Origin of the sequence: Heyndrickxia vini, from assembly GCF_016772275.1 — a bacterium.
GTDB lineage: Bacteria > Bacillota > Bacilli > Bacillales > Bacillaceae_C > Heyndrickxia > Heyndrickxia vini.
In genome coordinates this window covers 1,881,991-1,905,467 of sequence record NZ_CP065425.1, presented here as the reverse complement: position 1 = coordinate 1,905,467, position 23,477 = coordinate 1,881,991, and the positions used below count along the sequence as shown (strand labels likewise).

At 33.7% G+C, this 23,477-nt stretch carries 25 protein-coding genes; 6 read left to right on the top strand and 19 right to left on the bottom strand.

Annotation, left to right across the window (positions count from 1 at the left end):
- Positions 1 to 18 precede the first annotated feature (18 nt).
- The 10 genes from I5776_RS09545 to I5776_RS09500 all read right to left on the bottom strand — a co-directional run bounded on the left by I5776_RS09545 (position 19) and on the right by I5776_RS09500 (position 9,288).
- Positions 19 to 990, bottom strand: a complete 972-nt coding sequence (locus I5776_RS09545; RefSeq protein WP_202780377.1) for a nucleoside hydrolase — start codon at positions 988 to 990, stop codon at positions 19 to 21.
- A 111-nt stretch (positions 991 to 1,101) separates the two neighbouring features.
- Complete coding sequence (locus I5776_RS09540; protein WP_202780376.1) at positions 1,102 to 1,587, bottom strand: dihydrofolate reductase; 486 nt, start codon at positions 1,585 to 1,587, stop codon at positions 1,102 to 1,104.
- Positions 1,584 to 2,378 (bottom strand): thymidylate synthase, encoded by a 795-nt coding sequence (locus tag I5776_RS09535; protein ID WP_202780375.1) that lies wholly within the window; start codon positions 2,376 to 2,378, stop codon positions 1,584 to 1,586. The genes I5776_RS09540 and I5776_RS09535 overlap by 4 nt, the downstream gene beginning before the upstream one ends.
- 19 nt (positions 2,379 to 2,397) lie before the next feature.
- On the bottom strand, positions 2,398 to 3,093 hold the full coding sequence (locus I5776_RS09530) for an anthrax toxin lethal factor-related metalloendopeptidase (RefSeq protein WP_202780374.1): 696 nt from the start codon (positions 3,091 to 3,093) through the stop codon (positions 2,398 to 2,400).
- Positions 3,094 to 3,213: 120 nt separating this feature from the next.
- Positions 3,214 to 3,813 carry a YpjP family protein gene (locus tag I5776_RS09525; protein ID WP_202780373.1) on the bottom strand — a complete coding sequence of 200 codons (600 nt, stop codon included), beginning with the start codon at positions 3,811 to 3,813 and terminating at the stop codon, positions 3,214 to 3,216.
- Between the two features lie 445 nt (positions 3,814 to 4,258).
- Positions 4,259 to 5,032 (bottom strand): class I SAM-dependent methyltransferase, encoded by a 774-nt coding sequence (locus tag I5776_RS09520; protein ID WP_202780372.1) that lies wholly within the window; start codon positions 5,030 to 5,032, stop codon positions 4,259 to 4,261.
- A 39-nt stretch (positions 5,033 to 5,071) separates the two neighbouring features.
- A complete protein-coding gene (locus I5776_RS09515) occupies positions 5,072 to 5,506 on the bottom strand; it encodes a BrxA/BrxB family bacilliredoxin (protein WP_202780371.1) in 435 nt (144 codons plus the stop codon).
- 28 nt (positions 5,507 to 5,534) lie between these two features.
- The gene (locus I5776_RS09510) at positions 5,535 to 6,662 is read right to left on the bottom strand and encodes a conserved virulence factor C family protein (protein WP_202780370.1); all 1,128 of its coding nucleotides are present in this window, start codon (positions 6,660 to 6,662) and stop codon (positions 5,535 to 5,537) included.
- Positions 6,663 to 6,754: 92 nt separating this feature from the next.
- A complete protein-coding gene (locus I5776_RS09505; RefSeq protein WP_202780369.1) occupies positions 6,755 to 8,647 on the bottom strand; it encodes an ABC-F family ATP-binding cassette domain-containing protein in 1,893 nt (630 codons plus the stop codon).
- Entirely contained in the window at positions 8,644 to 9,288 is a 645-nt protein-coding gene (locus I5776_RS09500; protein ID WP_202780368.1) for an HD domain-containing protein, read from the bottom strand. The genes I5776_RS09505 and I5776_RS09500 overlap by 4 nt, the downstream gene beginning before the upstream one ends.
- A 164-nt stretch (positions 9,289 to 9,452) precedes the next feature.
- Here I5776_RS09500 and I5776_RS09495 point away from each other — a divergent pair, with 164 nt between their 5' ends.
- Positions 9,453 to 11,105: a glutamine--tRNA ligase/YqeY domain fusion protein gene (locus tag I5776_RS09495; protein ID WP_202780367.1), complete on the top strand. Its 1,653-nt coding sequence runs from the start codon at positions 9,453 to 9,455 to the stop codon at positions 11,103 to 11,105.
- A 49-nt stretch (positions 11,106 to 11,154) separates the two neighbouring features.
- Here the strand turns inward: I5776_RS09495 and I5776_RS09490 are convergent, their stop codons facing one another.
- The 3 genes from I5776_RS09490 to I5776_RS09480 form a co-directional block, all read right to left on the bottom strand.
- Complete coding sequence (locus I5776_RS09490) at positions 11,155 to 12,006, bottom strand: amidohydrolase family protein (protein ID WP_202780366.1); 852 nt, start codon at positions 12,004 to 12,006, stop codon at positions 11,155 to 11,157.
- An 11-nt stretch (positions 12,007 to 12,017) separates the two neighbouring features.
- The gene (locus I5776_RS09485) at positions 12,018 to 15,080 is read right to left on the bottom strand and encodes a GNAT family N-acetyltransferase (protein ID WP_202780365.1); all 3,063 of its coding nucleotides are present in this window, start codon (positions 15,078 to 15,080) and stop codon (positions 12,018 to 12,020) included.
- Positions 15,081 to 15,310: 230 nt separating this feature from the next.
- On the bottom strand, positions 15,311 to 17,014 hold the full coding sequence (locus tag I5776_RS09480; protein ID WP_202780364.1) for a formate--tetrahydrofolate ligase: 1,704 nt from the start codon (positions 17,012 to 17,014) through the stop codon (positions 15,311 to 15,313).
- Between the two features lie 140 nt (positions 17,015 to 17,154).
- On the opposite strand from I5776_RS09480, the gene I5776_RS09475 reads away from it, so the two are divergent.
- On the top strand, positions 17,155 to 17,373 hold the full coding sequence (locus I5776_RS09475; protein WP_202780363.1) for a DUF3892 domain-containing protein: 219 nt from the start codon (positions 17,155 to 17,157) through the stop codon (positions 17,371 to 17,373).
- 36 nt (positions 17,374 to 17,409) lie between these two features.
- Here I5776_RS09475 and mntR read toward each other — a convergent pair whose 3' ends face one another.
- A complete protein-coding gene (mntR, locus tag I5776_RS09470) occupies positions 17,410 to 17,832 on the bottom strand; it encodes a transcriptional regulator MntR (protein ID WP_202780362.1) in 423 nt (140 codons plus the stop codon).
- A gap of 370 nt (positions 17,833 to 18,202) precedes the next feature.
- On the opposite strand from mntR, the gene cspD reads away from it, so the two are divergent.
- Positions 18,203 to 18,403 carry a cold-shock protein CspD gene (gene cspD / locus I5776_RS09465; RefSeq protein ID WP_066232576.1) on the top strand — a complete coding sequence of 67 codons (201 nt, stop codon included), beginning with the start codon at positions 18,203 to 18,205 and terminating at the stop codon, positions 18,401 to 18,403.
- A 57-nt stretch (positions 18,404 to 18,460) separates the two neighbouring features.
- On the opposite strand, the gene I5776_RS09460 is transcribed toward cspD, so the two are convergent.
- Both I5776_RS09460 and I5776_RS09455 read right to left on the bottom strand, forming a co-directional pair.
- Positions 18,461 to 18,652 carry a zinc-finger domain-containing protein gene (locus tag I5776_RS09460; protein WP_202780361.1) on the bottom strand — a complete coding sequence of 64 codons (192 nt, stop codon included), beginning with the start codon at positions 18,650 to 18,652 and terminating at the stop codon, positions 18,461 to 18,463.
- A gap of 31 nt (positions 18,653 to 18,683) precedes the next feature.
- Positions 18,684 to 19,337 (bottom strand): reverse transcriptase-like protein, encoded by a 654-nt coding sequence (locus tag I5776_RS09455; RefSeq protein ID WP_202780360.1) that lies wholly within the window; start codon positions 19,335 to 19,337, stop codon positions 18,684 to 18,686.
- A 154-nt stretch (positions 19,338 to 19,491) separates the two neighbouring features.
- Between I5776_RS09455 and I5776_RS09450 the strand changes: the two genes are divergently transcribed.
- The gene (locus I5776_RS09450) at positions 19,492 to 19,896 is read left to right on the top strand and encodes a reverse transcriptase-like protein (protein ID WP_202780359.1); all 405 of its coding nucleotides are present in this window, start codon (positions 19,492 to 19,494) and stop codon (positions 19,894 to 19,896) included.
- Positions 19,893 to 20,819: a DMT family transporter gene (locus I5776_RS09445; RefSeq protein ID WP_202780358.1), complete on the top strand. Its 927-nt coding sequence runs from the start codon at positions 19,893 to 19,895 to the stop codon at positions 20,817 to 20,819. Before I5776_RS09450 ends, I5776_RS09445 begins: the two co-directional genes overlap by 4 nt.
- 15 nt (positions 20,820 to 20,834) lie before the next feature.
- On the opposite strand, the gene I5776_RS09440 is transcribed toward I5776_RS09445, so the two are convergent.
- The gene (locus I5776_RS09440) at positions 20,835 to 21,116 is read right to left on the bottom strand and encodes a DUF6123 family protein (protein ID WP_202780357.1); all 282 of its coding nucleotides are present in this window, start codon (positions 21,114 to 21,116) and stop codon (positions 20,835 to 20,837) included.
- 143 nt (positions 21,117 to 21,259) lie between these two features.
- Between I5776_RS09440 and sspL the strand changes: the two genes are divergently transcribed.
- Positions 21,260 to 21,400, top strand: a complete 141-nt coding sequence (sspL, locus tag I5776_RS09435; RefSeq protein WP_202780356.1) for a small, acid-soluble spore protein L — start codon at positions 21,260 to 21,262, stop codon at positions 21,398 to 21,400.
- A gap of 55 nt (positions 21,401 to 21,455) precedes the next feature.
- Here the strand turns inward: sspL and I5776_RS09430 are convergent, their stop codons facing one another.
- Positions 21,456 to 22,358 (bottom strand): 5'-3' exonuclease, encoded by a 903-nt coding sequence (locus tag I5776_RS09430; RefSeq protein WP_202780355.1) that lies wholly within the window; start codon positions 22,356 to 22,358, stop codon positions 21,456 to 21,458.
- 110 nt (positions 22,359 to 22,468) lie between these two features.
- Positions 22,469 to 23,299: a sulfurtransferase gene (locus I5776_RS09425; RefSeq protein WP_202780354.1), complete on the bottom strand. Its 831-nt coding sequence runs from the start codon at positions 23,297 to 23,299 to the stop codon at positions 22,469 to 22,471.
- Between the last annotated feature and the right edge of the window lie 178 nt (positions 23,300 to 23,477).

Sequence of the window (23,477 nt, the reverse complement as noted above, 5' to 3'; positions counted from 1 at the left end):
TTTTACTTCGAAAAAAAACTATCCTCTTTCTATTTTACTAGTAAGTATCGTATATATTTGATTGATGAACAATGAATAATCAAATTGGTATGCAATACGATGAACCGGCCATGGTGCCTTCATAATCGTTGTTCGGAAATCCGCCATACTCTGTCCAAACGAAGCACCTTTTTCAACTGAAATTTTTACAGGTACTTCAATATATTCCATATTACTTTGTTCACTAACTGCCCACATAGCAAGTAAATCGTGAATGGGACTCCCTATTAAATTTGGATTCATTTTTTTATAGAATTTATAATAAAAATCAATCATCGGTTTAATAACTTGACCTACTTTATCATTTGTTTTCAAATAATGCTCATTTAGTTTATTCACGAAATCTGGTGTTAAAATGGCCTCTTTTGTTACATCTAATGGAACAATATGAATTTTTTTTGGTGACAATTGCATTACAAGATTAGTCGCATAAGGATCACTGAAGAAATTCGCCTCGGCAACCGGAGTTACATTACCAGCTGTTAGAAATGCTCCTCCCATTAAATAGATGTCCTTTACTTTTTTCATCATTTCGGGATACAAGATAAACATAGTTGCTAAAGATGTTAATCTCCCAGCACTAAAAATAATAATTTCATTCTCATATTTTTTAATTAAATCATTAATATTATTAAAATTTTCTAATGTACCATTCGAATAAAATTCGGGAATAATAGGGCCCAAACCAGACGGACCATGAATTTCGGGATAATATGTTGGAAGATCACCAGTTAGGGGAATTTCAGCACCACCGAATACTGGTATATCGTAAATTCCCGTTAATTTTTTAAAAAACTCAACGTTTCGTAATGCATCTTCTTTAGAAATATTTCCATAATCTGCAACGACTCCGACAAGCTCTAATTCTTTACTATAAAAGCTAAATAACCCTGCAACCATATCATCTACACCAAAATCACTAAAAAAGAGGATTTTTTTCTTTTTTACCATTTCATCATCTCCTTACTTACATTTATGTAAGGAGAGCAACATTTAAAGTTTGTCCATAAAAAAAAGCTCCATTATAGGAGCAAGGATTTCTTCATAAATCGTAAATATCGTTTATTTTCTTTCGTAGACTTGAAATTCGTAGTCGTAAGGATTTTCTTCATTCGTGGGGCCTTTTTCACTAGATACTAATTCCCATTCCGACCAATCAATAATTGGAAAATAGGTATCTCCTTCAATATTTGCAAATATCTTTGTTACGTATAGGCGGTCAACTGTATCCATGAGTAGACCGAAGATTTCTGCACCACCAGTAATGAAAACTTCTTCATCTTGTTGATCAGCCCATTTTAATAATTGATGCTTCGATTGAAACACAAGACAATCTTTCACATGAAAGTTTTCATCTCGTGTTATGATAATATTTTGTCTTCCCGGTAAAGGTTTACCGATTGATTCAAACGTTTTTCTTCCCATTACGATTGGATGTCCCATCGTGGTTTTTTTGAAATATTTTAGATCTTCAGGAATATACCATGGAAGTTGGTTGTTTCGACCTATTACTCCTTTTTCATCTTGAGCCCATAAAAAAGAGATCATACGCTTACCACTCCTTTAATATGTGGATGTGGGTTGTAATCATGTAGTTCAAAATCGGTAAATGTAAAATTAAATATATCCTTAACTTCCGGATTAATCAACATTTTGGGCAAATCTTTCGGTTCGCGTGTTAATTGTAGTTTCACTTGTTCAATATGGTTCATATATATATGAGCGTCGCCTAAAGTGTGTACGAATTCCCCTGGCTCCAGTCCGCAAACTTGTGCAATCATCATAGTTAACAATGCATATGAAGCAATATTAAAAGGCACTCCAAGAAAGATATCTGCAGAACGTTGATACAATTGACATGACAGCCTACCGTCTGCTACATAAAATTGGAAGAAGCAATGACATGGAGGAAGCGCCATATTTTCTATCTCAGCAACATTCCATGCATTTACAATCAGCCTGCGGGAATCGGGATTTGTTTTAATTTGATTAATAACATTGGTAATTTGGTCTATAGTTTCTCCGTTTTGAGCAGGCCAAGAACGCCATTGATGCCCATAGACCGGACCTAAGTTTCCATTATCATCTGCCCATTCGTTCCAAATTCTTACCCCATTTTCTTGGAGATAACGGACATTCGTATCCCCATTTAACATCCAAAGTAATTCATGGATAATTGACTTCATGTGCAGCTTTTTTGTTGTTAATAGCGGGAAGCCCTTTTGCAAGTCAAAACGCATTTGATAACCAAATATACTGTATGTTCCAGTACCTGTACGGTCCTCTTTTTTCGCTCCATATTCTAGTACATGCTTACAGAGATTCAAATATTGTTTCATCGGTGTAATCCATCCTATTCTATTTGAGACTTGAAATATATGCATACGTTTTTGGCGCATAATATTTTAATTGTTTTTTTGAGTCATTTGTATAATAATACATCGCAAAACTTTCAGCAAAATATTCTTCGGGATATTTCATTAAATAGTTTTGATTTGGAAACAGCTTTTGGGCTTCCTCTTTCCAAATCGACAGATAGTTACCATTCTTATTTTCGGCATGAAAAAGATATTTGTCCAAAGAGTGTGCCAGTTCATGTAATTCTAAATTTATTGAACCATGGCCCTTTCCCTTTTCGCTATAGCCTATTTTCACTAACACTATTTTTGAACCGCCGACACCGGGAATGTCATCCCACGTAATGGCATGATTGGAGTATCCTCGTGGTGTAATTCCTTTTAAATAGGATGCGGATGGGTTATCAGTAAGTTTACCTTGAAATAGCTTTACTTTAATTCCTGATAGAGCAACCTTTTGCAAAATGGATGTAGGTAAATGATCCAAGCGTAAAATGATATTTGTCACTTCGTTCCGATTATATTTAGTAGAATTAGGTAATATAATGATATTTTTTAAAGTATCACTAGATTCAAGTTTCATCGTTTTAAAGACTACAGAATTTTTTAACAGCACTCCATCTATAGTTGGTTTTGAGTTGCCTTGAAGCAAAAAAACGATAATGACAGCTAATAGTACTAGTTGTAATCTGCGCATTTCTCGTTGCACTTCCTCAAAAACTAGTATTTTTCTTTTAAATTATATCATAAGTTACAAGTTGCGAGCAGCATAAAAAAACCAGCTAGATCGCTGATTTTTCATAAATCTATTCATTTTTTACATAGCCATCCATTTCGGTGGAGTATTTTTATCCCAATAGATTTTTCCTAAGTCATGGTGGGCTTGGTATTCATCAAAACGTGTATGATAATGAAAGTTAAAATAATATCCATCCATTGGCGGGTGATCTCTTCTTACATGGAAACGAATAATGTCTTCTCTAGTTTTTGCATTATAAATATGAAATATTTTTTCACCAACGCCTGCACTTGGTGTTTCCGTGATTGCCAATGAAGATAATTCCTCATTCGGATATTGAGCAATAGTCATTTCAATTGCTTCTTGTATTTTCGGAAGAATAACTTCCCGAAATTCATCTTCAATAACTGGGGTGATTTTGCTGCCAAATTTCTCATATGATTGTTTTTCTGCTTCAATCATCAACCGATTAATCAATTGTTGCCTATCAACATTCTCTTTATCAGTTATAAATACATTCTCATTTGTAGAGGTTTGTTGATAGCTTGAATTGGCCGATTCGTGTTTTACTTTATCTACCTCTTGATTTTCATTCCAAAATGCATGGGCCGGTGTTACTAATCCAAATGTTAATATGGAGACGAGTACGACAACTGATTTTCTAAGCCACTGTTTCATGTGCCAAAATCCTTTCTGATGTAAAAGCCTTCCTATTAAATATGAACTCTAGTTTACTATTATTCTATACTTATATTGACGATTAGAAAACAAAAAGGTTTCAATATTCCCAAAAAAGTTATATAGTAGTATATGATATTTATACGTTTTCTAAATATTCATTCGGTTTATACTATTATTGTAGCGCAATATTTATTTATATAAAAGGAGTATTTTTATAATAATATGTATATGCTAACTTTATTTAAAATACATATCCACTGAGGATCTGTTGAATATTATTTTTGAGGAGTGATTTCGTGGAAACAGCATTAACTTACATTGGTATCTTTATTTTATTAGCGTACTTTGTTTATTTAACGATTACTGATTAATGAAATTGAATGAATGGCCGACTTACTTTAGGATTGAAAGCGAGTGTCGGCCTTTTTACGTTAATCAATTTTCATACTTTCAAAATGCCAAAGTGAAACTTTGCAGATTTTCGTTCAATTACTTGAAAGCCATATTTAGCAAATCTTTCAGAACGAAAATGATCTTTAAGTACAATGCGCTTTTTAGCTACTCTTGTAGCCTCATAGATAATGTCATCATTTATACCTGTATACAATGCAAATTTTCTTAATGCTGCAATACCATCTGAAGTTAAAATTTGATCTTCAAACATAGGGTCAAAATATATGACATCTACAAATTGATCTGGCAGTCTTTTTAAGACATCCTTAAAATCCAAGTTTCTTGTTTGAATTCTCTTCATTGCAAGATTCATTTCTTCAATATCCGAGCTCCATGTTTCCAATCCTTTTTTGACAATGTAATGCAGATATTTATTCCCTTCTAATGAATAGACTTTTCCACGGTTTCCAACAACAAAGGAAGCAACAATACTATCGGAAGCTAATCCCATTGTACAATCTAAAATTGTACTTCCATTTTTAAGATTGGTTGCTTTAATAAATGGATCAAGTTCCGATCTCAATAACCTTTTTATTCGAAAGCTTGCAGAATTTGGATGGAAGAAAAAAGGAACGTCTGATTGAAAAGGATGTAGTTCTAATCTATCTTTTCCGATTATAATACAATCATCATCTAAAAGTTGCTTCATTTTATTAATCGACTGTTTCTTTCGTGGAATATATTCTGCATCTAATTCTTTCGCAATTACTTTGGCTTTTTCAATCATTTGTTCGTTTGTTCGCCCAGCAGTTGTTACAATCATCCTATCACCTAAAAAATGGGTGTCATAGACACCCAATAATTATAAATATTTATTAAACGCATTGGTTAAATTGGCTACAATTTCTTCCACATCATAATCTTCTATATCATCTCTTGGAATAAAATGAATTACTTCTTTTCCTTTTAAAAGTGCCATTGAAGGGGATGAAGGTTCATAACCTGTAAAATACTCACGCATTTTTGCAGTCGCTTCCTTATCTTGTCCTGCAAACACTGTAACTAATTGATCAGGTTTTTTTACGTTTGTTTGAACGGCTTGGATAGCCGCTGGTCTTGCCAATCCTGCTGCACAACCGCAAACAGAATTAACAACAACTAATGTTGTACCATTTACTGTTTCCATAAAATTTTCCACATCAGCTTCTGTTAACAACTCTGTGAAATTAGCTCCTGTCAATTCTTCTCTCATTGGTTTTACTAACTCTCTCATGTATTCCTCATATGCCATTGACATGTTTACTGCCTCCTATTCGATTAAATAATTAATTTTTTTTGCGAGCTTCCAGCATCTGCTTCCAGACAGATCCTTTTGCCTCTTCGCCGCCAACAATTCGTTCTAATGCCATTTTCACTTGTAATTGAACTTCAAATTCTTCATCATTCTCCGCATTTTTAAGTGCAGGAACGGCCCTTTCATCCCCCTCTTCATATAGAAACATTGCCGCCCTCCAGCGAACAATTTTACTCTTATCCGCTAATGCCTCCATCATTGGTTCAATTGCTTCTTTAAAACCGAGATCTGATAAAGCATCACCGGCAGTGCGCCTCACTGTTACAACTTTGTCTTTTAAGCCTTTAAATAAATATGGGAGTACTTGTTTATCTTTTATCATTCCAAGATAGACGACGGCTAATCTTCGAATCGATGCATTCTCATCTTGTAACGCCTTTTCTAATACTGGAAGTTCATCTATAGTTGGTTCTTCCATTTGTTCAAGTAACTGATATCTTCTTCGCCAATCTGGATCATTTAACATTTCTGGAGTTACTTTAATTAATTTCTTTAATTGCAATTCCTTTGTCAGTTTTGGATTTTTCGCTGCTTCTACTAAATCATTCAAACGAGTCTCAGGGTAAGCGGCTTGTAATTCTTCTACTACTTCTTGACCTATTTGTTCAAGATCTCCATAGCGTACGCCAAACTCTTTCCATTTTCGTAATAGCACATAATTATCACCCTCAAGCTGTGCCTTACTCATGGATTTAATAAATAGTTCAGGTAATGCAAAACGTTTTTCCTGTTCTCCATCAGATAATTTCACTTGTAATGGAATATCTTTAAACATTTGGACGGAAACATTCACTTCTCCGTAATGCTCATCAATCTTAGTTGATTGTGTTTGGTCTGATTCCTCATCACCAAATAGTTCTTTAACCTTTGGCAAAATTTGTTGCCAATCGTATTTACCATTTCGCTCTACAGCAATAAAATCAGCCACATGGTAGATTCCTTTTACACCTTCAATTTCCAGTAACTCTTTAATAAATTGCGGTGCGCTACTCAATTGCTCTTTTTTATAATTATTACTTTTTCCAGCAGGCAGTTCTACATCTAAAATTACTTTCATCGTATTCGGACTTGGAGTAGGTTCGATTGAAATAATTTTCATAGCTACATACCACCTTTCATTTAAAAATCATTACTTTATTTTAACATACGTTAAATATTATTAAATTTTTTATGCTTGCATCCTATGCAGGGTTAGGAAAACGATTCGACAAGTTCAGATAAATAACTCCATCGTTCAATAAGATGTTCTAATCTAATATTTAGTTGATCTAACTCTTCCGTTAATTGTTGTGCTTTTTCAAAATCGCTGCCAACCTGATTAAGTTCATGTTGGATGGACTCAATATCATTTTCTGTTTTTTCTATTTCACCATCAATTTCGTCCCATTCTTTTTGTTCATTATAGGATAACTTTTTCTTTTTTAATGGCTTCTTTTCAGCTACTGGCACATCACTTTTTTCTTTTTCCGAAACTTTCTTCTCTATTTTGGCGTTTTGTTCCAAATATTCACTGTATATTCCGTAATAACGGTCAATTTGCCCTTCGCCATTAAAAACAAGTAATTGCTCCGATGTTTTATCCAAGAAATATCGATCATGCGACACTGTAATTACTACACCCGGAAACTCCTCCAGGTAATCTTCCAACACGGTTAGTGTTTGGGTGTCCAAATCATTCGTTGGTTCATCCATTAATAATACATTCGGCTTTCCCATAAGAAGCTTAAGCAGATATAACCTTCTTTTTTCGCCACCGGAAAGTTTTCTAATTGGTGTTCCATGAGTATTCAGTGGAAATAAAAATCGTTCAAGCATTTGTGTAGCTGAAATCGATTCACCTTCAGATGTCGTTACTATATCGCCTTGTTCGCGAATGTACTCAATCATTCGCTTCGATTCATCTAACTCCTCGTTTTCTTGTTGGTAATAGGCGATATTTACGGTAGATCCTAGCGAAATATTCCCCTGATCCAACTTTATTTTGCCAGCAATTAAGTTCATTAAGGTGGATTTCCCGCTTCCATTCTTGCCAATGATACCAATTCGATCACCAGGCTTTACTAGCCAATTAAAGTCTTTTAGAATTGTACGATTCTCATAGGACTTATAAGCATGTTGAAATTCAAATACTTGTTTTCCTAATCGACTACTTTGTAGTCCAATATCAATATTTTCATTTGATGGTATTTGACCAATATTTGATTCCAATTGTTCAAACCTTTGTATTCTTGCTTTTTGTTTTGTTGATCTCGCTTTCGCACCACGCCTCATCCAAGCAAGTTCTTTACGATAAAGATTTCTTCGTTTTGACTCTGTTTGTAAAGCTTCCTCCTCACGTAATGATTTTGCTTCTATAAATGATTGATAATTTCCGGTATAGGAATAGATATGTCCATTATCTAATTCAAAGATTCGATTGGTTACATGATCTAAGAAGTACCGATCATGTGTAACCAATAATACGGATCCATGATATCTTGTTAAATAGTCCTCTAACCATTTGACAGATTCATAATCTAGATGATTTGTCGGTTCATCTAATATTAATAAATCCGGCGTGTCGATTAGCACTTGAGCAAGTGCAACTCTTTTTTTCTGTCCACCTGATAATTCTCCAATTTGTTTATTAACATGATTAATCCCCAATTTCGAAAGAATAGTTTTTGCATTTGCACTAGCATCCCATGCATTTAGAGCATCCATTTCTGCCTGCAATTTAAAAAGTTCTTCTTGGTATCCTACATTTAATGGTTCCTTTTCTAATCTGAGAAGTGCAATTTCATATGTACGTAATAATTTCATTATTACAGAATCACCTGCATAAACTTGTTCCAATACCGTTAATTCAGGGTTTAATTCTGGATTTTGCGATAAATATGTAATCGAATAATCGTTGGGGTGAATCATTTCACCAGAATCAGGATCATCAATTTTTGCTATAATTTTTAGAAGACTCGATTTTCCTGTTCCATTAACACCGATTAGACCAATTCGATCTTTTTCATTTATTTGTAGCGATATATCTCTAAACAGTTGTTTCTCACCGTATGATTTTGATAAGTGTTCAATTGTGAATGATCTCACTGGTCACCATTCCATTCTTTAAAAAATTGTTCTAAATACATTTCCAACCACTGATGACGTTCTTCAGCAATCCTTTTCGCTGTACTGGTATGCATACGCTCCTTCAATACTAATAGTTTTTCATAAAAATGATGGATTGAAGTAGATTTTTCATTTCGATATTGTTTATTTGTTATATTCGTACGAATTTTTATATTAGGATCAAAAATCAGTTGGCCATTTTTTCCTCCGTAGGAGAAGGCCCTAGCAATGCCAATCGCACCCATTGCATCGATTCGGTCAGCATCTCGAACCACTTTTTCTTCAAAAGTTGTTAGTTCAGCCTCATTTCCACCTTTATAGGATATTTTGCTTATAATATCAACGATTCTTTGTTTTTGTATTTGGGTTAAAGGTAAAGTTTCAAGAAAAGAATGGAGTTTAAAATATCCATCTTCTATACTTTGATTTAATTTTTCGTCGGGTATATCATGTAGTAATGCAGCCATTTCAATAGTAAACAGATCCCCTTTTCGTTCTTCCATAGCTATATATAAAGCAAGCTTTCTTACTCGATCAACATGATAATAATCATGCCCAGTTGCATCCTCCCCAAGCTCTGCTTTTACAAATTCTTCTGTCTGTTCTATGATTTTCTCCATAGTACCTCCCGATTTCTCACTTTTATATTTTACCATGTTTTCTTTGTTTTTTATAAAAATGTGTTGGTTCAGCCTATAATATCAAGAGAAATGTTTACTGTTTTCATTAGTTTGTTATAATATTAGAATATCCAAAATGAAGATGTAAGAAGGGTGATCAATTAATGGAAGAAAAAGCAGCGCCATCCAATTTTATTCGAAACATAATACTTGAAGATTTACATAGCGGAAAACACGATTCAATTATAACTCGCTTTCCACCGGAACCAAATGGGTATTTGCACATTGGACATGCGAAATCAATTTTTATCAATTTCTCTTTGGCAGATGAATTCAATGGAACGACAAATTTACGTTTTGATGACACCAATCCTTTGAAAGAAGATATCGAGTTTGTTGAATCAATTAAAGAAGATGTAAAATGGTTAGGTTATGAATGGGAAAATTTGTTTTTTGCCTCTAATTACTTTGATGTCATGTATGAAAAAGCAATTTTATTAATTAAAAAAGGACTTGCATATGTTGAAGATCTTTCAGCGGATGAAATAAGAGAATACCGCGGTACTTTAACAGAGCCTGGCAAAGAAAGTCCTTCCCGAAATCGAAGTATTGAAGAAAATCTTGGTTTATTTACGGGAATGAAAAATGGTGAATTCGCTAACGGTGAAAAGGTTTTACGAGCAAAAATTGATATGTCCTCACCTAATATCAATTTAAGGGATCCCGTTCTTTATCGTATATCACATGCAACACATCATAATACTGGTGATAAATGGTGTATTTATCCTATGTATGCTTTTGCACATCCAATCGAGGATGCGATTGAGGGGGTTACCCATTCATTATGCACAGTTGAATTTGAAGATCAACGTCCACTATATAACTGGGTTGTAGAAAAATGTGAAATGGAATCAACACCAAGACAAATCGAGTTTGGTCGATTAAATTTAACAAACACTGTAATGAGTAAAAGGAAGCTAAAACAATTAGTTGAAGAAAATATTGTAGATGGCTGGGATGACCCACGCTTGCCAACGATATCTGGTTTAAGACGCAGAGGTTATACACCTGAAGCTATTCGAACTTTTTGCGAAGAACTCGCCATTTCTAAAGGCAGCGGTGCTGTTGATGTTCAAATGCTTGAACATTTTATTCGTGAGGATTTAAAATTAAAAGCACCTCGTACAATGGCAGTGTTAAAACCATTAAAAGTAGTTATAACAAACTATCCAGAAGGACAAGTTGAAATGCTTGATGCTGAAATTAACCCTGAAGTTCCTGAAATGGGTACAAGACAAATTCCGTTTTCACGTGAAATATATATCGAGCAAGAAGATTTCATGGAAAACCCTCCAAAAAAATACTTCCGTCTCTTCCCTGGGAATGAAGTTCGCTTGAAACATGCGTATTTTATTAAATGTGAAGAAGTTATTAAGGATGAAAATGGAGAAGTAATTGAATTACATTGCACATATGATCCGGAAACGAAGAGTGGATCAGGATTTACCGGAAGAAAAGTAAAAGGGACAATTCATTGGGTTGAGGCAACAAAAGCAATACCGGCTGAATTTCGTCTATACGATTCCTTAATTTTGGATGACGAGGCTAAGGAAGATGGAACATTTTTAGACCATATCAATCCGAATTCTCTTGAGATCGCAAAAGGATTTGTCGAACCTAATATGGAAAACGCAAAAGCAAATGACAAGTTTCAATTCTTTAGACATGGATACTTCAATGTTGATCCAAAGCATTCAACAACAAATTCACTCGTATTTAACCGTGTTGTATCATTAAAGAGTTCGTTTAAATTATAAAATTAAAAAACTCACTCGTATTCACGGTTATACGAGTGAGTTTTTGCTGTTATAGTTTATTTTTTATTTTTGGAAAAACCTTTAGTGCATTATTGTAAAACACATCTTTATGATATTTTTCTGGAATCAATTGTTGTATAAATTTTATATATGGCTTTATTGGTGCCAAAGGCCAATCGGTCCCGAATAGTAATCTATCATAATGATCACAATAAACTAATGCGTGTCGTAAATGGTCTAAAAATCTTCCTTCTGAATAACTCGTAAGTTCTTCCTCCGTTCCGACAATTAATCCAGAAAGATCTGCAAACATATTCGCATTTTTATATACCACTTCTGCACCAGTTAATACCCATGGGTCGCCAAAATGCGCCATCACAAAACGAACATTACGAAAACGTACAGCGACTTCATCCAATGTTAATGGATGGGAATATTTTAATAATCCCCTTTCTGAATAGGTATCACCTGTATGGAATACTACAGGGACATCATATTTTTCTGCTAACGCATAAACCGGATGATAGATTTCATCATATGCATAAAAGGGATAGTAACCTAAGTAAATTTTTATTCCTACTACATTATCTTTTTGTAATTCATTTTCTAGTAAAACGAGTGTCTCATTACTTAATGTATATGGATTAACACCCGCACAATAAACAATATTATTTGGTAAACTGGCGTCTAAATCTAATCCCATTGGTGTATTAGACTTTGGATCAGGAAAACCGATCTCCAATGTTTCCGTTAACCCCATACCGATACCTAGAACGACCCCAGCCTCTTTAAATTCATTCATTATTCCTTTTTTTGAATAATCGACAAATGATTGTTCCTCTGCCGTTTTATGAAAAGAGCCTATATTTGAGAAATGAATATGTGCATCAATTATTTTCATGGCTAGCTCCCTTAAAATTTGATTGATTTCAGGTTTTTAATCATATCTTTATCAATTGGCAGATGAGGAAATAACATGAAAATAGGATCTGTTTTTTTAGAATGACCTGGGCTGTTCCTTACGAATTCCATTGTACTAACTAATGCAAAGTCCTCACTAAAAATACATTCGGAATCCAATAAATCTTTACTAGAAACGAGCTGTAAATGCTGGGACTGATCATTGTCTGAGAAAGTACTCGGATTATTTAAACGAAAAATATGTTCTTCAAATCCAGCATTAAATTTAGTCGAACCACCTTTATTATGCAAATGAACTGACGTATTTTTCATAGATATATTCTTTAAAAACATATCAGTATACACAAATTGGTTGATTGTACGATTCCGATGTTCTAATTCTGTATAATGAGCAATCATCGGCACCCCGGGAATAGTTAAAAAGTATTGTGTAATTTTTAACCCTTTCCATTTTTCATGATGCTCTATAACCGTTTCAATCGCTAAACCTTCCCATTCATTTTTATATTGATCCTGTTTTTTTACAAAAGAGGTTTGTGATGACTCTTTAATGTATGAAAAGAGACTTATCCCACTTAGATGGGAACTGAATCCACCAGTCCAAGGATTCCACCATGCTTTTGGTTCGGGAGTAGGAAAAGATGAATCAAGCCATTCTCTCCCCTGGAAACAAATTGAATATAATGTTGGAAAAAATCCGGGAGCAGCTTTAAATTGTAAATCTCCATTTTCAATCTCATATATATATTGACCGTTTCCGTCTATTTTTCGCGATTGAATCGGACGATTAGCTTTCCGCAACAATAAGGATGATCCTTGTATCGTTTGAGACTCATTTTCCAGTACATATTGAAGGGAAACAAATGGGTCATCTTTCGTTTGATAGATAAATTTAAATGCATCATTATTTACCTGTTCAATACTAATGTTTTTCAGTGGTTCATCATTATTCAAAAAAGATAATACACCATTGAAATAACGGTTTTGACTTCTTTTTAATATTAATTCTACCTTATTAGTTGAAATTATGGGATTTCGTGTTTTTGTTCTTATTTCTACTTCATCTACAACAGTTTGTTTCGAAGTATCATTAGCAAATAGTTGGAATTCCTCCACGGTTTTTATGACACCTAATGAAAAGCGAATTATTTTGGACTTTCTAATTTCATTTTTTGTAATCTTCCTGATATTTTCTTCCAAATATAATACCCAACCATCAAATCCGATTTTCATTTGGCGGTCCCATATTATCCCGTGCGGGTCCTTTTTATCGTCGGAAAATATCCAATTACTCGTAACATCCTTACTGTTTAATTGGCTTAAATCGGTCATTTTTGAATCATTAAAATAAACGATTTCATTGTTTAATGGTAGATAAGTTTGATTTAACTCATGTCTTATTGGCTGGTAAATATACAAATTTTCTACAATCGATTCAGATACATTTTCTATTTCTAGCCAAAAGTTTAATAGACCTTCACCGAATAATTCAAAACATAGTGCTACATTTTGCTTGAATGGCTTCTCAATTTCATAGTGAATTTTCATAATTGCTGATGTCTCAGTGTAATTCCATTCATAAGAAGATGCTTGTTTTTTTGGCAATTCAGCAATATAAGGTTTTCCAAACTTTGGTGGAAAAAGGAATGTTCTTTGGTTAAATTTTTGTTCATCTCCAAATGAAATGGCATTATCCCTTTTACGAATGTTTACCGTGTAAAATCCATTTTGCAAATAAAAAAATTCTTGATCAAATCCCCCATCTTTCACCCCAAAATATGGCATTGAAAATGCTAATGTTTCCTTCCATTCAAAGATTTCATTAGCAGTATGAACGGTCACTGTACACTCCGATTGTACAAAGCCATATTTCTTGATTTGGAAAGGGATTTTTATCATACCCGTTTCAGTAATTTTCGATGAATAAGTAGACTTCTCCCACTGTACCAAAGCATTAGGTGAAAGTTTAATAGAAATTTCAGCTTCATTTTTTAAAAAATTATCAATTTCTATATAACAATATTGTTGTTTATTCGTGTCGAATTTTTTCGGAATATAAACCGGTTTTACTTTCATCGCCTTTTTTGGAAATACACCAACAGCTAGCTTAGACTTCCGTCCATTAATTACAATCTGAACTTCTGCCTTAGGATGTGTGATCCATTCATTCGGCTCCTCACCATTTTTTATATGAACTGGAAATTCGAATATTTTATTTTGTTTAATCGCTTCGGTTATTTTTCCCTGTACATGAGTTCTTTCATTTTTACAGCCTTCTACCGTTACATTTAGCGAATCGATCCGTTTATTTTCTATTTGTAGTTGAAGATTGGATTCTCTTCCTTCAATCTGAGTATGTTGGCCCATTAGAAGTTCAATTTTGATATCATTCGTTTCAATTAAACGAATCCCTCTTCCACTCTTTTCTATTTGAACACGAAGAAAATGTTGTTCATTTTCCCAAACATATTCGTAATAGGTGAATCCATTTTCTTTTATCCCATCAGGTTTTACTTCAATCGCTCTCACATTGTCTTCATACCAATCAATTGAATGAAATAGCGGTTTTGTTATTTCATTTTGTAGAACTAATGGAATAAAATTCATTAAGTGGGTCGTATCATCCCGATCCTCCCAAAAAAAACCACATTTCTTGTATAAAGGTACAGCCTTTACATTCCCCGGCCATGTATAAAGGTCGATACGCGGCCAACCTAATTCAATTGTCTTTTCTACTGCCTTTAAAACAAGTTGTTTACCGATTTTCTTGCCATGATAGTCTGGATGCACGTTTAATAATCGAATATAAAGAGCCTCTATATCTTCTTTATATTCAGATATCCCACAATATCCAACTACCTTTTCCCCGTCCAAAGCGAGATATAAGAATAAATCCTCAGAATTCGCTTCTTTTTCAAGCACTTGCTCTTCAGACATAATCGCTGAATCGCCACCCCAGCTATCACGACTTTCATTCCACATGTCTGCAATTGATTTTGCCAATTCTTCACGATACTTTACGATTTTTATTGTTTCTGTCAATGGATTTATCATCATATTCTCCTCTTCTTTCCTTTTCTCTACGTAGTGTCATCCTTTTTCTTTTTTAAATTTCTTTTTGTAAGTAAACGCATAATATATTTCTCCCTTCTATTAAATTGGAAGTTTTTTCTTCCTTCAGTAATACTAAAATAACTATAGATATTTGTAAATACTTTTCAGAAAAATAAATGTGTTCAAATAATATGCATAAAAGAAAAAACAGGCTTTTCGCCTGTTTTGCTTTAAAATAGTCCTATTGCTCTTCCATTTTCATCAACATCCATCTGGTAAGCAGCAGGTTTTTTCGGTAGTCCAGGCATGGTCATCACGTCACCGGTTAATGCGACAATAAATCCAGCCCCTAATTTTGGTTTTAATTCACGAACATGTATCGTAAAATTTCTCGGACGTCCTAATTTGGAAGGTTCATCTGATAATGAATATTGTGTTTTCGCCATACAGACTGGCAACTTATCCCACCCAAATTCTTGAAATTCTTTTAATTGTTTCTTTGCTTTGATAGAAAATTCTACATCAGAACCCCCATACACTTTTTGTACAATTGTTTTAATTTTTTCTTCAATAGGTTGATTCAGTTCATAGAGGAACTTAAACGTTTGCTTATTAGATTCAATTTGTTCAAGAACAAACTCAGCTAATTGCAAACCGCCCTTTCCGCCTTTTTCCCATACTTCAGTTAATGCTACAGGCACTTTTTGTTCAGTACACCAATTTGTCAGCGTATTGATTTCTTCATCAGTATCAGAAATAAATCGGTTGATTCCAACGACAATTGGTAAACCAAAGTTATTAATTGTTTCTATATGTTTCTTAAGGTTTTCGAGCCCTTTTTTCATTGCTGAAACATTCTCATGTTGCAGCTCCGACTTTAACATGCCCCCATGCATTTTTAATGCTCTAATTGTTGCAACTATCACTACAGCATCAGGTTTTATTTTTGCCGCCCTTGCCTTGATATTTAGAAATTTTTCAGCGCCTAAATCTGCCCCAAACCCCGCTTCTGTTACAACATAATCTGCCATTTTTAATGCTGTTTTTGTTGCCATAACACTATTACATCCATGTGCGATATTTGCAAATGGTCCACCGTGGACTAAAGCGGGGGTATGTTCAATTGTTTGAACAAGATTCGGTTTCAATGCATCTTTCAATAATAAGCTAAGAGCACCTTCTACACCTAAATCTCCAACTGTAATAGGTTGTTTGGATGTATCGTATCCGACAACCATTTTCGCTAATCTTTGCTTTAAATCTTCAATACTAGCTGATAAACAAAGTACGGCCATAATTTCTGAAGCTACGGTAATATCAAAACCGTCTTCACGGGGAACACCTTGTGTTGGACCACCAAGACCAATTACAATTTGCCTTAATGCCCTGTCATTAATATCAAGAGCACGCTTCCATACAATTCGTCTTTGATCAATTTGTAATTGGTTGCCTTGATGGATATGATTGTCCATTAGCGCTGCAAGTGCATTATTTGCAGCGGTTATTGCGTGAAGATCGCCGGTAAAGTGTAAATTGATATCTTCCATAGGTAATACTTGAGCATATCCTCCACCAGTAGCCCCACCTTTCATGCCCATAGTTGGACCTAAAGATGGCTCTCGAAGGGCAATAACAACTTTCTTTCCTAACTGGTGCAACGCGTCTCCTAATCCTACAGTCACAGTTGATTTTCCTTCGCCAGCTGGAGTTGGATTTATTGAAGTAACTAAAATTAATCGACCATCTTTATTTTCATTAAAACTATGTATTTTATCATAAGTAATTTTCGCTTTATATTTACCGTAATATTCAATATCTTCGTCGGTTAGCCCAATGCTTTCTGCAATTTCTCCTATATGTTTTAATTGTGTTTCTTGAGCAATTAGTATATCTGATTTAACTGATTTATCTTCACCCAAGTGTATAGCCCCCATTCAAATAAATAAATTATTTACCTACATTATATACTTTTTCTACATTAAAAAGATTCAATAATAATTTTATATGTTTATTTTTCTACTATACGCTTCAAAATAGAAATAACTACATTTTAATGGAAAGGAGAAACATTCATATGGAATATATTTCAAAAGTCCAACGCAATGATGAGGGAGAAATTATCAGCTTCCAAACTTCCAGCGGCAGAATTATCTCTTATCGAAAAGCTTTATTGGAAACAAAAGATGGGTTACTAAATGGCGCAAATATCGATTCGAATCAAAACGGGATTGCTACTTTAGTAAATGACGATGAAAATGATCGTTATTTTTCCTACTATCCCTCCATTTTCTGATGAAAAAAATAAAAGAACCGTAATTTAACGGTTCTTTTATTCTGCTTCATTTTTTAATTGTAATTGTTTTAAGGCTTCTGCACGTTCAAGATCCTCTTCAAAAAATTGAACTAAATCGCCAATGCGATCAATTGAATTCCAACTTAAGTGATGCTCAATTCCTTCAACATCTTGATATATATTTTCTTCTTTCACACCAATAATTTTTAGAAACTGTTCTAACAAATCATGACGATCGACTAGACGTTTCCCTATCTTTTTCCCTTTTTGTGTAAGAACAAGGCCACGATATTTTTCATAAACTAAATATTCATCCTTATCAAGCTTTTGCACCATTTTCGTAACCGAGGAGGGATGGACGGAAAGAGCATCTGCAATATCCGATACACGGGCGTAACCTTTATTTTCAATCAATAAATATATTTGTTCAATATAATCTTCCATACTTGGCGTAGGCATCCCTAAACCTCCATTTATAATATAAAAAATATGTAGTCGAAAATAACCTTTATTATAAAGTTGATACCTTTTAAATAAAGGACCGATTTAAGGCTTTTCCTCAATATGAAGTTTACTATAATTGCCACGATTAAACAAGAAATCCTTTTTTAAACGCTGATTTAAATGAAATGCATTATAATTTATTTAAAAATTCATAACATTTAACTTATATACACATGAAATCTTGACTCATTTATTGACTATGGTGTATATTAAAATTGTCATTAAATATTCAAACTTTTCTTTTATTAAAAATATTAAAGACTATTTAATGGACAATATTTTTTCTTGGCACATCGTGCTGTAAGATATAGGAGGAATAGGAATTATGCAAAACGGTAAAGTTAAATGGTTTAATAACGAAAAAGGCTATGGTTTTATCGAAGTTGAAGGTGGAGACGACGTATTTGTCCATTTCACTGCTATTCAAAGTGAAGGCTTTAAAACTTTAGAAGAAGGCCAAGAAGTTTCTTTTGAAATTGTTGAAGGAAACCGAGGACCGCAAGCTGCTAATGTAACTAAAAAATAATAATATAAAATATGCAGGCTGACAAGAAATTGTCAGCCTTTTTGGATACATCGTTTTTTACCGTTTATGTGAATATGCTAGCTGTTTTCCAAGTTCTTTTAATTGCTCGCCTACAGTACATTTTTGAATACAAAATTGATGTGCATATGTTTTATTATACTCTTTTCGTAAAGTCGACTTAACAAGACAATCTCCGCAATAGGTTGATAATATTCCGTTTATTTCAAGTAGTAGTTTAGATCTTTCCATCGAAAACTTCCTTTCTTTTTCCACACCCGACTTAAAGTTCAATATGACTATTCACTATTGTATTTTTTAATGCTTGAGATGCAAGTTGATCCGCTTCTTTATTTTGCTTCCTTGTAATTGGTTCGTATAATGGCTTTAGCCCAAGTTTATTTATCTTTTCTTCAATCCGATCCAACCATCGATTTAGATTTTGCTCCAAACACGGCCATTCTCCTGTTAATTGCTTCAATAGGCCATGTGAATCACCGCGAATCGTACATGGAATAAACTTAACGTTTAAATCTTCTAATAACATGACAGCATTATATAATGCTGCATATTCCGCTTCATTATTAGATTCTAATTCCGATAATTGATCATTGGCACGAAGCCGATATGATTTACCATCTTTATCATAATAGATGACCATTCCTATTCCTGATAATCCTGTTTGTAAATCAAATCCTCCATCGAAATATATGACGATATTTTGCGGTTCTTTTTCAGTCGTGTTTTTCAACTTTAAAAATTCCTTTTTTGTCCATTCGTTGCCCATTTCATCAACAATAGATAGATCAACTGTTCTCCCCGTTTTAAGAAAATCATTCATTAATGACTCAATTATGCTATTTGAGGCCCATTCTGATTCTAATAAAATTGACTCTGTATTCGTGCCTTTATATTGCCACTTAATTTTATAATTCATCTTCCTTTTCCCTTCTAGATGATTGTAATGTATAGTTTTCCCTTAACATTTAAAATGTTTCCCTTTTATTATTATGTATTTATATTACAATATAGTTAGAATTACAGTGATAATGTGTTCTATTATACATCGTTTAAGTTAGGAGTGGACATATTTGATTGAGGTTTATATAGATGGGGCAAGTGCAGGAGATCCCGGAAAAAGTGGAGCAGGAATTTTTATTAAACATCAAGGTCAAGTTGAACGATATTCAATTCCGCTTGGCATATGTAATAATCATGAAGCGGAATTCCTTGCTTTAATTAAAGCGCTTGAAATTTGTCAATCACTCAATTTCCAAACAATATCTGTTCGATCTGATTCTTCCGCAGTGGTTAACGCAGTAGAAAAGGCATATACAAAAAAAGAAAAATATAAATTATTATTGAATCGTATACTTACTTTGATAAAATCTTTTGATCTATTTTTTATCAAATGGATTCCAAGTTCTGAAAATAAAACCGCAGATGATTTAGCCAGAAAGGCAATCCAGCTTGAAGTATTGGAGGGGAACTATTGAATAAAAAAGTCATAGCTGAACTATCCTTATTGTTTGTCGCCTTCATTTGGGGTGCGACATTTGTTGTTGTCCAAAATGCCATTGATCTCTTACCACCTATATTGTTTAATGCAATCCGTTTCTTCCTTGCGGGTATTATTATTTTCATCGTTTATTTATTTCAAAATAAAGGAAAAATGAAATTTCAATTATCCGCATTATTTCCTGGTGTTATTTTAGGATGTTGCTTATTTATAGGATACTCCCTTCAAACGATCGGATTGCTTTACACTACACCTTCAAAAGCTGGTTTTATTACAGGATTAAGTGTTGTGATGGTACCCATTATTTCATATATTTTTTTAAAAAACAGACCAAAACTATCTGCCATTTTTGGATCAAGTATAGCTGCAATTGGATTGTATTTATTAGCAGTCAAAGGGGCTTCATCTTTTTCAGTCGGTGATTTTTACGTATTACTTTGTACCTTTGGTTTTGCATTTCATATTATTTTTACCGACATATTCGCAAAAAGGAGTTCTGTACTTACACTCACAACAATCCAGATTTTTACTGTAGCATTACTTTGTACAATAAGTTCTCTATTATTTGAAGATTGGAAGCTTATTTTGGAGCCTGAAATCTTATCTTCAAAACCATTGATGTTTGCAATAATGATTACTGCCATTTTAGGAACTGCTGCAGCTTTTTTTATTCAAACAAACTCCCAAAAATCAACTTCACCAACAAGAGTTGCAATTATATTAACGATGGAGCCAGTTTTTGCAGCAATTACCTCCTATTTTTGGATAGATGACAGACTTACTATAGGAGCTACAATTGGGTGCATTTTTATTTTAATTGGTATGATTATTGCAGAACTACCGAGTAATCTTAAGTTAAAATTACTTATGAAAAAAACGAACAAAAAAAGTGCATTCTAGTGAGAATGCACTTTTCTATGCAGGCAGCAAACCTATTTGTTGAACGTATGTATATGCTTGATTCCTTGACTCGATATTTTTGTTTTTAAATGTTTCTAATAATGACATATAAAAGCTACCATCGAAATGCTTCTGTGTTTTTAATGTAATTTCTATCGCTGCCTTTATTGTTTGATCTGAAGCATTCGTATATTGTTTACCAAAATAAATAAAACCAATTACATCATCTTCAAATTTAAAACCTTTTTCTCTTAATAATAGAAGATATTCATCTAGTGAAATATTGCTATGTTCCATTTTTCTCCTCGCTCCCCAATAAACATCCTTTTCTATTGTACAGTAAAATAGATTTTATGACTATTACTTCCTTGGAAAAGTTATTTCGTGAATTAATGTTGATATTTATTATTTTGGAAATTCTATAAGTGGAGGTGATTTTTTTGGCAAAGAAAAATAATAATAGAGGGAAAGCAATTGCACCAGGTGTCAATCCACAAGGCTGGGGACAAGATGATGTCGAGTTTGCAGAAGAGCCAAAGTCTAAGCTAGAAAATGCTGCAAAAAAACTAAATAAAAAATAATAATGCGAAAAAGATGAAAAAGCAGTCTTCAAAAAAAGTCTGCTTTTTCATCTTTTTAAGCTAATGCAATGTTTTCTGCCCATTTAGATTGTATAAGATGACGACGAATATTTTTCAATTCAAGTTCTTCAATTAGTTCAATAAAGGAGTTAGGAATTTGTTTACGCAATGACGTTTCTAGTGAAAAATGAATGGGTACTTGACAATTAATTTCAGCTAATTTTCTTGATAAGTGGAGCATTTCCAAATCTTCTTCAATTTTCTTACGTTGTCCTGGTGTTAAACGATCAATATTTACAAGTAATTCTTCTATTGACCCATGCTCTTGTATTAATTTCAATGCTGTTTTTTCTCCAATGCCTTTAACCCCTGGGTACCCATCACTTGTATCACCCATCAGAGCTTTTACATCAATAAACTGCTTCGGTGTAAGTCCTAATTCTTCTTGAAATAGGCTTTCGGAGTATATTTTATAGTTTCCAAATCCTTTTTGCAGAATACGAACTTCAATATGTTTATCTAAGAGCTGTAATAAATCTTTATCACCCGTTAAAATCGTAACATTTGCTATATTTTTCATTGCTTTTGCAATCGTTCCAATACAATCATCCGCCTCATACCCTACTAGACCATGATTGGGTAACTGAAATGCCTCTACAACATCTTTGACAAGGTCAAATTGGGGAATAAGCTCAATTGGCGGTGCTGAGCGATTGGCTTTGTATCCATCAAACATCTCGTTACGAAAGGTTTTACTACCCATATCCCAACAAATTGCTGTATGAGATGGTTCGATATCCTCCAACGCATAAAATAAATGCTTCATAAAGCCTTGCACAGCGTTGGTGGGCATCCCTTTGGAATTCATCATAAATTGACCTGTTACACTTGTTGCATAAAATGAGCGAAAAAGTAATGCCATTCCATCTACTAGTAATAAATGTGGTTTGTTTTCCATATCTGCACCTCTATTTAAAGGGAATTACCCTATAATCTTCTTTAAAATGATACAACTACTATTATAACATGAAGGGACAATTTGTGTTTACACAATGCCCCTTTAACATATTATTCTCCTGTTTCAATCGGGTTTTCGCCATAAGATACCCAATCGGAAAAGCTCCCTGCATATAGCCGAACATTAGTAAAACCTGCTTCTAATAAGGCAATAATATTGGGTGTTGCAGTCACACCTGAACCACAGTAAACAATAAATGAATCAGATTTGTTCCATTCTGAAAAACGTTTTTTTTGCTCATCTACAGATTTCCAAAATCCATCTTTAAATCCATCAGTCCATACTTTATTTATTGCACTGGGAATATGCCCCTTCTTTTTATCTATTGGTTCTTCCAGTCCGATAAACCGATTGTATGCTCGAGAGTCAATTAAAATAACGTCACCTTGTTGAATCGCTTTTTTTACATCTGAAATTGTGGCAAGCATTGACTGCTTACAAGATACATTAAAAGTAGCCCTTTTAAAGACGGGTATAATATTATCAGTTGGGTAATTTGCTTGTTTCCAAGCATCATATCCCCCATTTAATATAAATACATTTTCATTGCCTAAATAATTAAGTATCCACCAAAACCTACTAGCATTTTCTCCAGTTCCGCCATCATAAACGATTATTTTACTTTGCTCATTAATTCCGGATAATTCCAGTTTTTCTTTAATAGAGTGTGTGTGCGGTAGAGGATGTCTGCCACCATGCTCGGCTGGTGTAGCTGATAAATCTTTCTCTAAATCAAAATAAACTGCTCCGGGAATATGTTCTTTCTTATATGCACATTCACCTGCTAATGGATCACTTAAAGAAAAACGACAGTCGATAATTCTCATCTCTTTATTATATAAATTATCTTTTAGCCATTCTAAATCGACAATGTATTCCATCATCACTCCTCCTGTTCTTTTGCTATCAATTTCTTAATATGTTCCTTTGGACTCCAACAATCGAACGTGTAATGTGGTTTCGTATCATAGCCTAAGCGTCTACAAGTATACTTCATTCCCTGTTCGATCCTAACCGCAGAAAAATGAATGCATGTGGCACAAGCGTGAAATCGGTTTT

What these genes read in the sequence shown, in the direction of transcription:
- I5776_RS09485 (WP_202780365.1), bottom strand. Translation starts at nt 15,080, where the DNA reads ATGATAAATCCATTGACAGAAACAATAAAAATCGTAAAGTATCGTGAA.
- I5776_RS09530 (WP_202780374.1), bottom strand. Translation starts at nt 3,093, where the DNA reads ATGCGCAGATTACAACTAGTACTATTAGCTGTCATTATCGTTTTTTTG.
- I5776_RS09455 (WP_202780360.1), bottom strand. Translation starts at nt 19,337, where the DNA reads ATGAATTATAAAATTAAGTGGCAATATAAAGGCACGAATACAGAGTCA.
- I5776_RS09475 (WP_202780363.1), top strand. Translation starts at nt 17,155, where the DNA reads ATGGAATATATTTCAAAAGTCCAACGCAATGATGAGGGAGAAATTATC.
- I5776_RS09440 (WP_202780357.1), bottom strand. Translation starts at nt 21,116, where the DNA reads ATGGAACATAGCAATATTTCACTAGATGAATATCTTCTATTATTAAGA.
- I5776_RS09545 (WP_202780377.1), bottom strand. Translation starts at nt 990, where the DNA reads ATGGTAAAAAAGAAAAAAATCCTCTTTTTTAGTGATTTTGGTGTAGAT.
- I5776_RS09520 (WP_202780372.1), bottom strand. Translation starts at nt 5,032, where the DNA reads ATGATTGTAACAACTGCTGGGCGAACAAACGAACAAATGATTGAAAAA.
- I5776_RS09535 (WP_202780375.1), bottom strand. Translation starts at nt 2,378, where the DNA reads ATGAAACAATATTTGAATCTCTGTAAGCATGTACTAGAATATGGAGCG.
- I5776_RS09510 (WP_202780370.1), bottom strand. Translation starts at nt 6,662, where the DNA reads ATGAAAATTATTTCAATCGAACCTACTCCAAGTCCGAATACGATGAAA.
- I5776_RS09425 (WP_202780354.1), bottom strand. Translation starts at nt 23,299, where the DNA reads ATGGAATACATTGTCGATTTAGAATGGCTAAAAGATAATTTATATAAT.
- I5776_RS09460 (WP_202780361.1), bottom strand. Translation starts at nt 18,652, where the DNA reads ATGGAAAGATCTAAACTACTACTTGAAATAAACGGAATATTATCAACC.
- I5776_RS09430 (WP_202780355.1), bottom strand. Translation starts at nt 22,358, where the DNA reads ATGGAAAACAAACCACATTTATTACTAGTAGATGGAATGGCATTACTT.
- I5776_RS09525 (WP_202780373.1), bottom strand. Translation starts at nt 3,813, where the DNA reads ATGAAACAGTGGCTTAGAAAATCAGTTGTCGTACTCGTCTCCATATTA.
- cspD (WP_066232576.1), top strand. Translation starts at nt 18,203, where the DNA reads ATGCAAAACGGTAAAGTTAAATGGTTTAATAACGAAAAAGGCTATGGT.
- I5776_RS09495 (WP_202780367.1), top strand. Translation starts at nt 9,453, where the DNA reads ATGGAAGAAAAAGCAGCGCCATCCAATTTTATTCGAAACATAATACTT.
- I5776_RS09480 (WP_202780364.1), bottom strand. Translation starts at nt 17,014, where the DNA reads ATGGGGGCTATACACTTGGGTGAAGATAAATCAGTTAAATCAGATATA.
- I5776_RS09500 (WP_202780368.1), bottom strand. Translation starts at nt 9,288, where the DNA reads ATGGAGAAAATCATAGAACAGACAGAAGAATTTGTAAAAGCAGAGCTT.
- I5776_RS09515 (WP_202780371.1), bottom strand. Translation starts at nt 5,506, where the DNA reads ATGTCAATGGCATATGAGGAATACATGAGAGAGTTAGTAAAACCAATG.
- mntR (WP_202780362.1), bottom strand. Translation starts at nt 17,832, where the DNA reads ATGCCTACGCCAAGTATGGAAGATTATATTGAACAAATATATTTATTG.
- I5776_RS09540 (WP_202780376.1), bottom strand. Translation starts at nt 1,587, where the DNA reads ATGATCTCTTTTTTATGGGCTCAAGATGAAAAAGGAGTAATAGGTCGA.
- I5776_RS09490 (WP_202780366.1), bottom strand. Translation starts at nt 12,006, where the DNA reads ATGAAAATAATTGATGCACATATTCATTTCTCAAATATAGGCTCTTTT.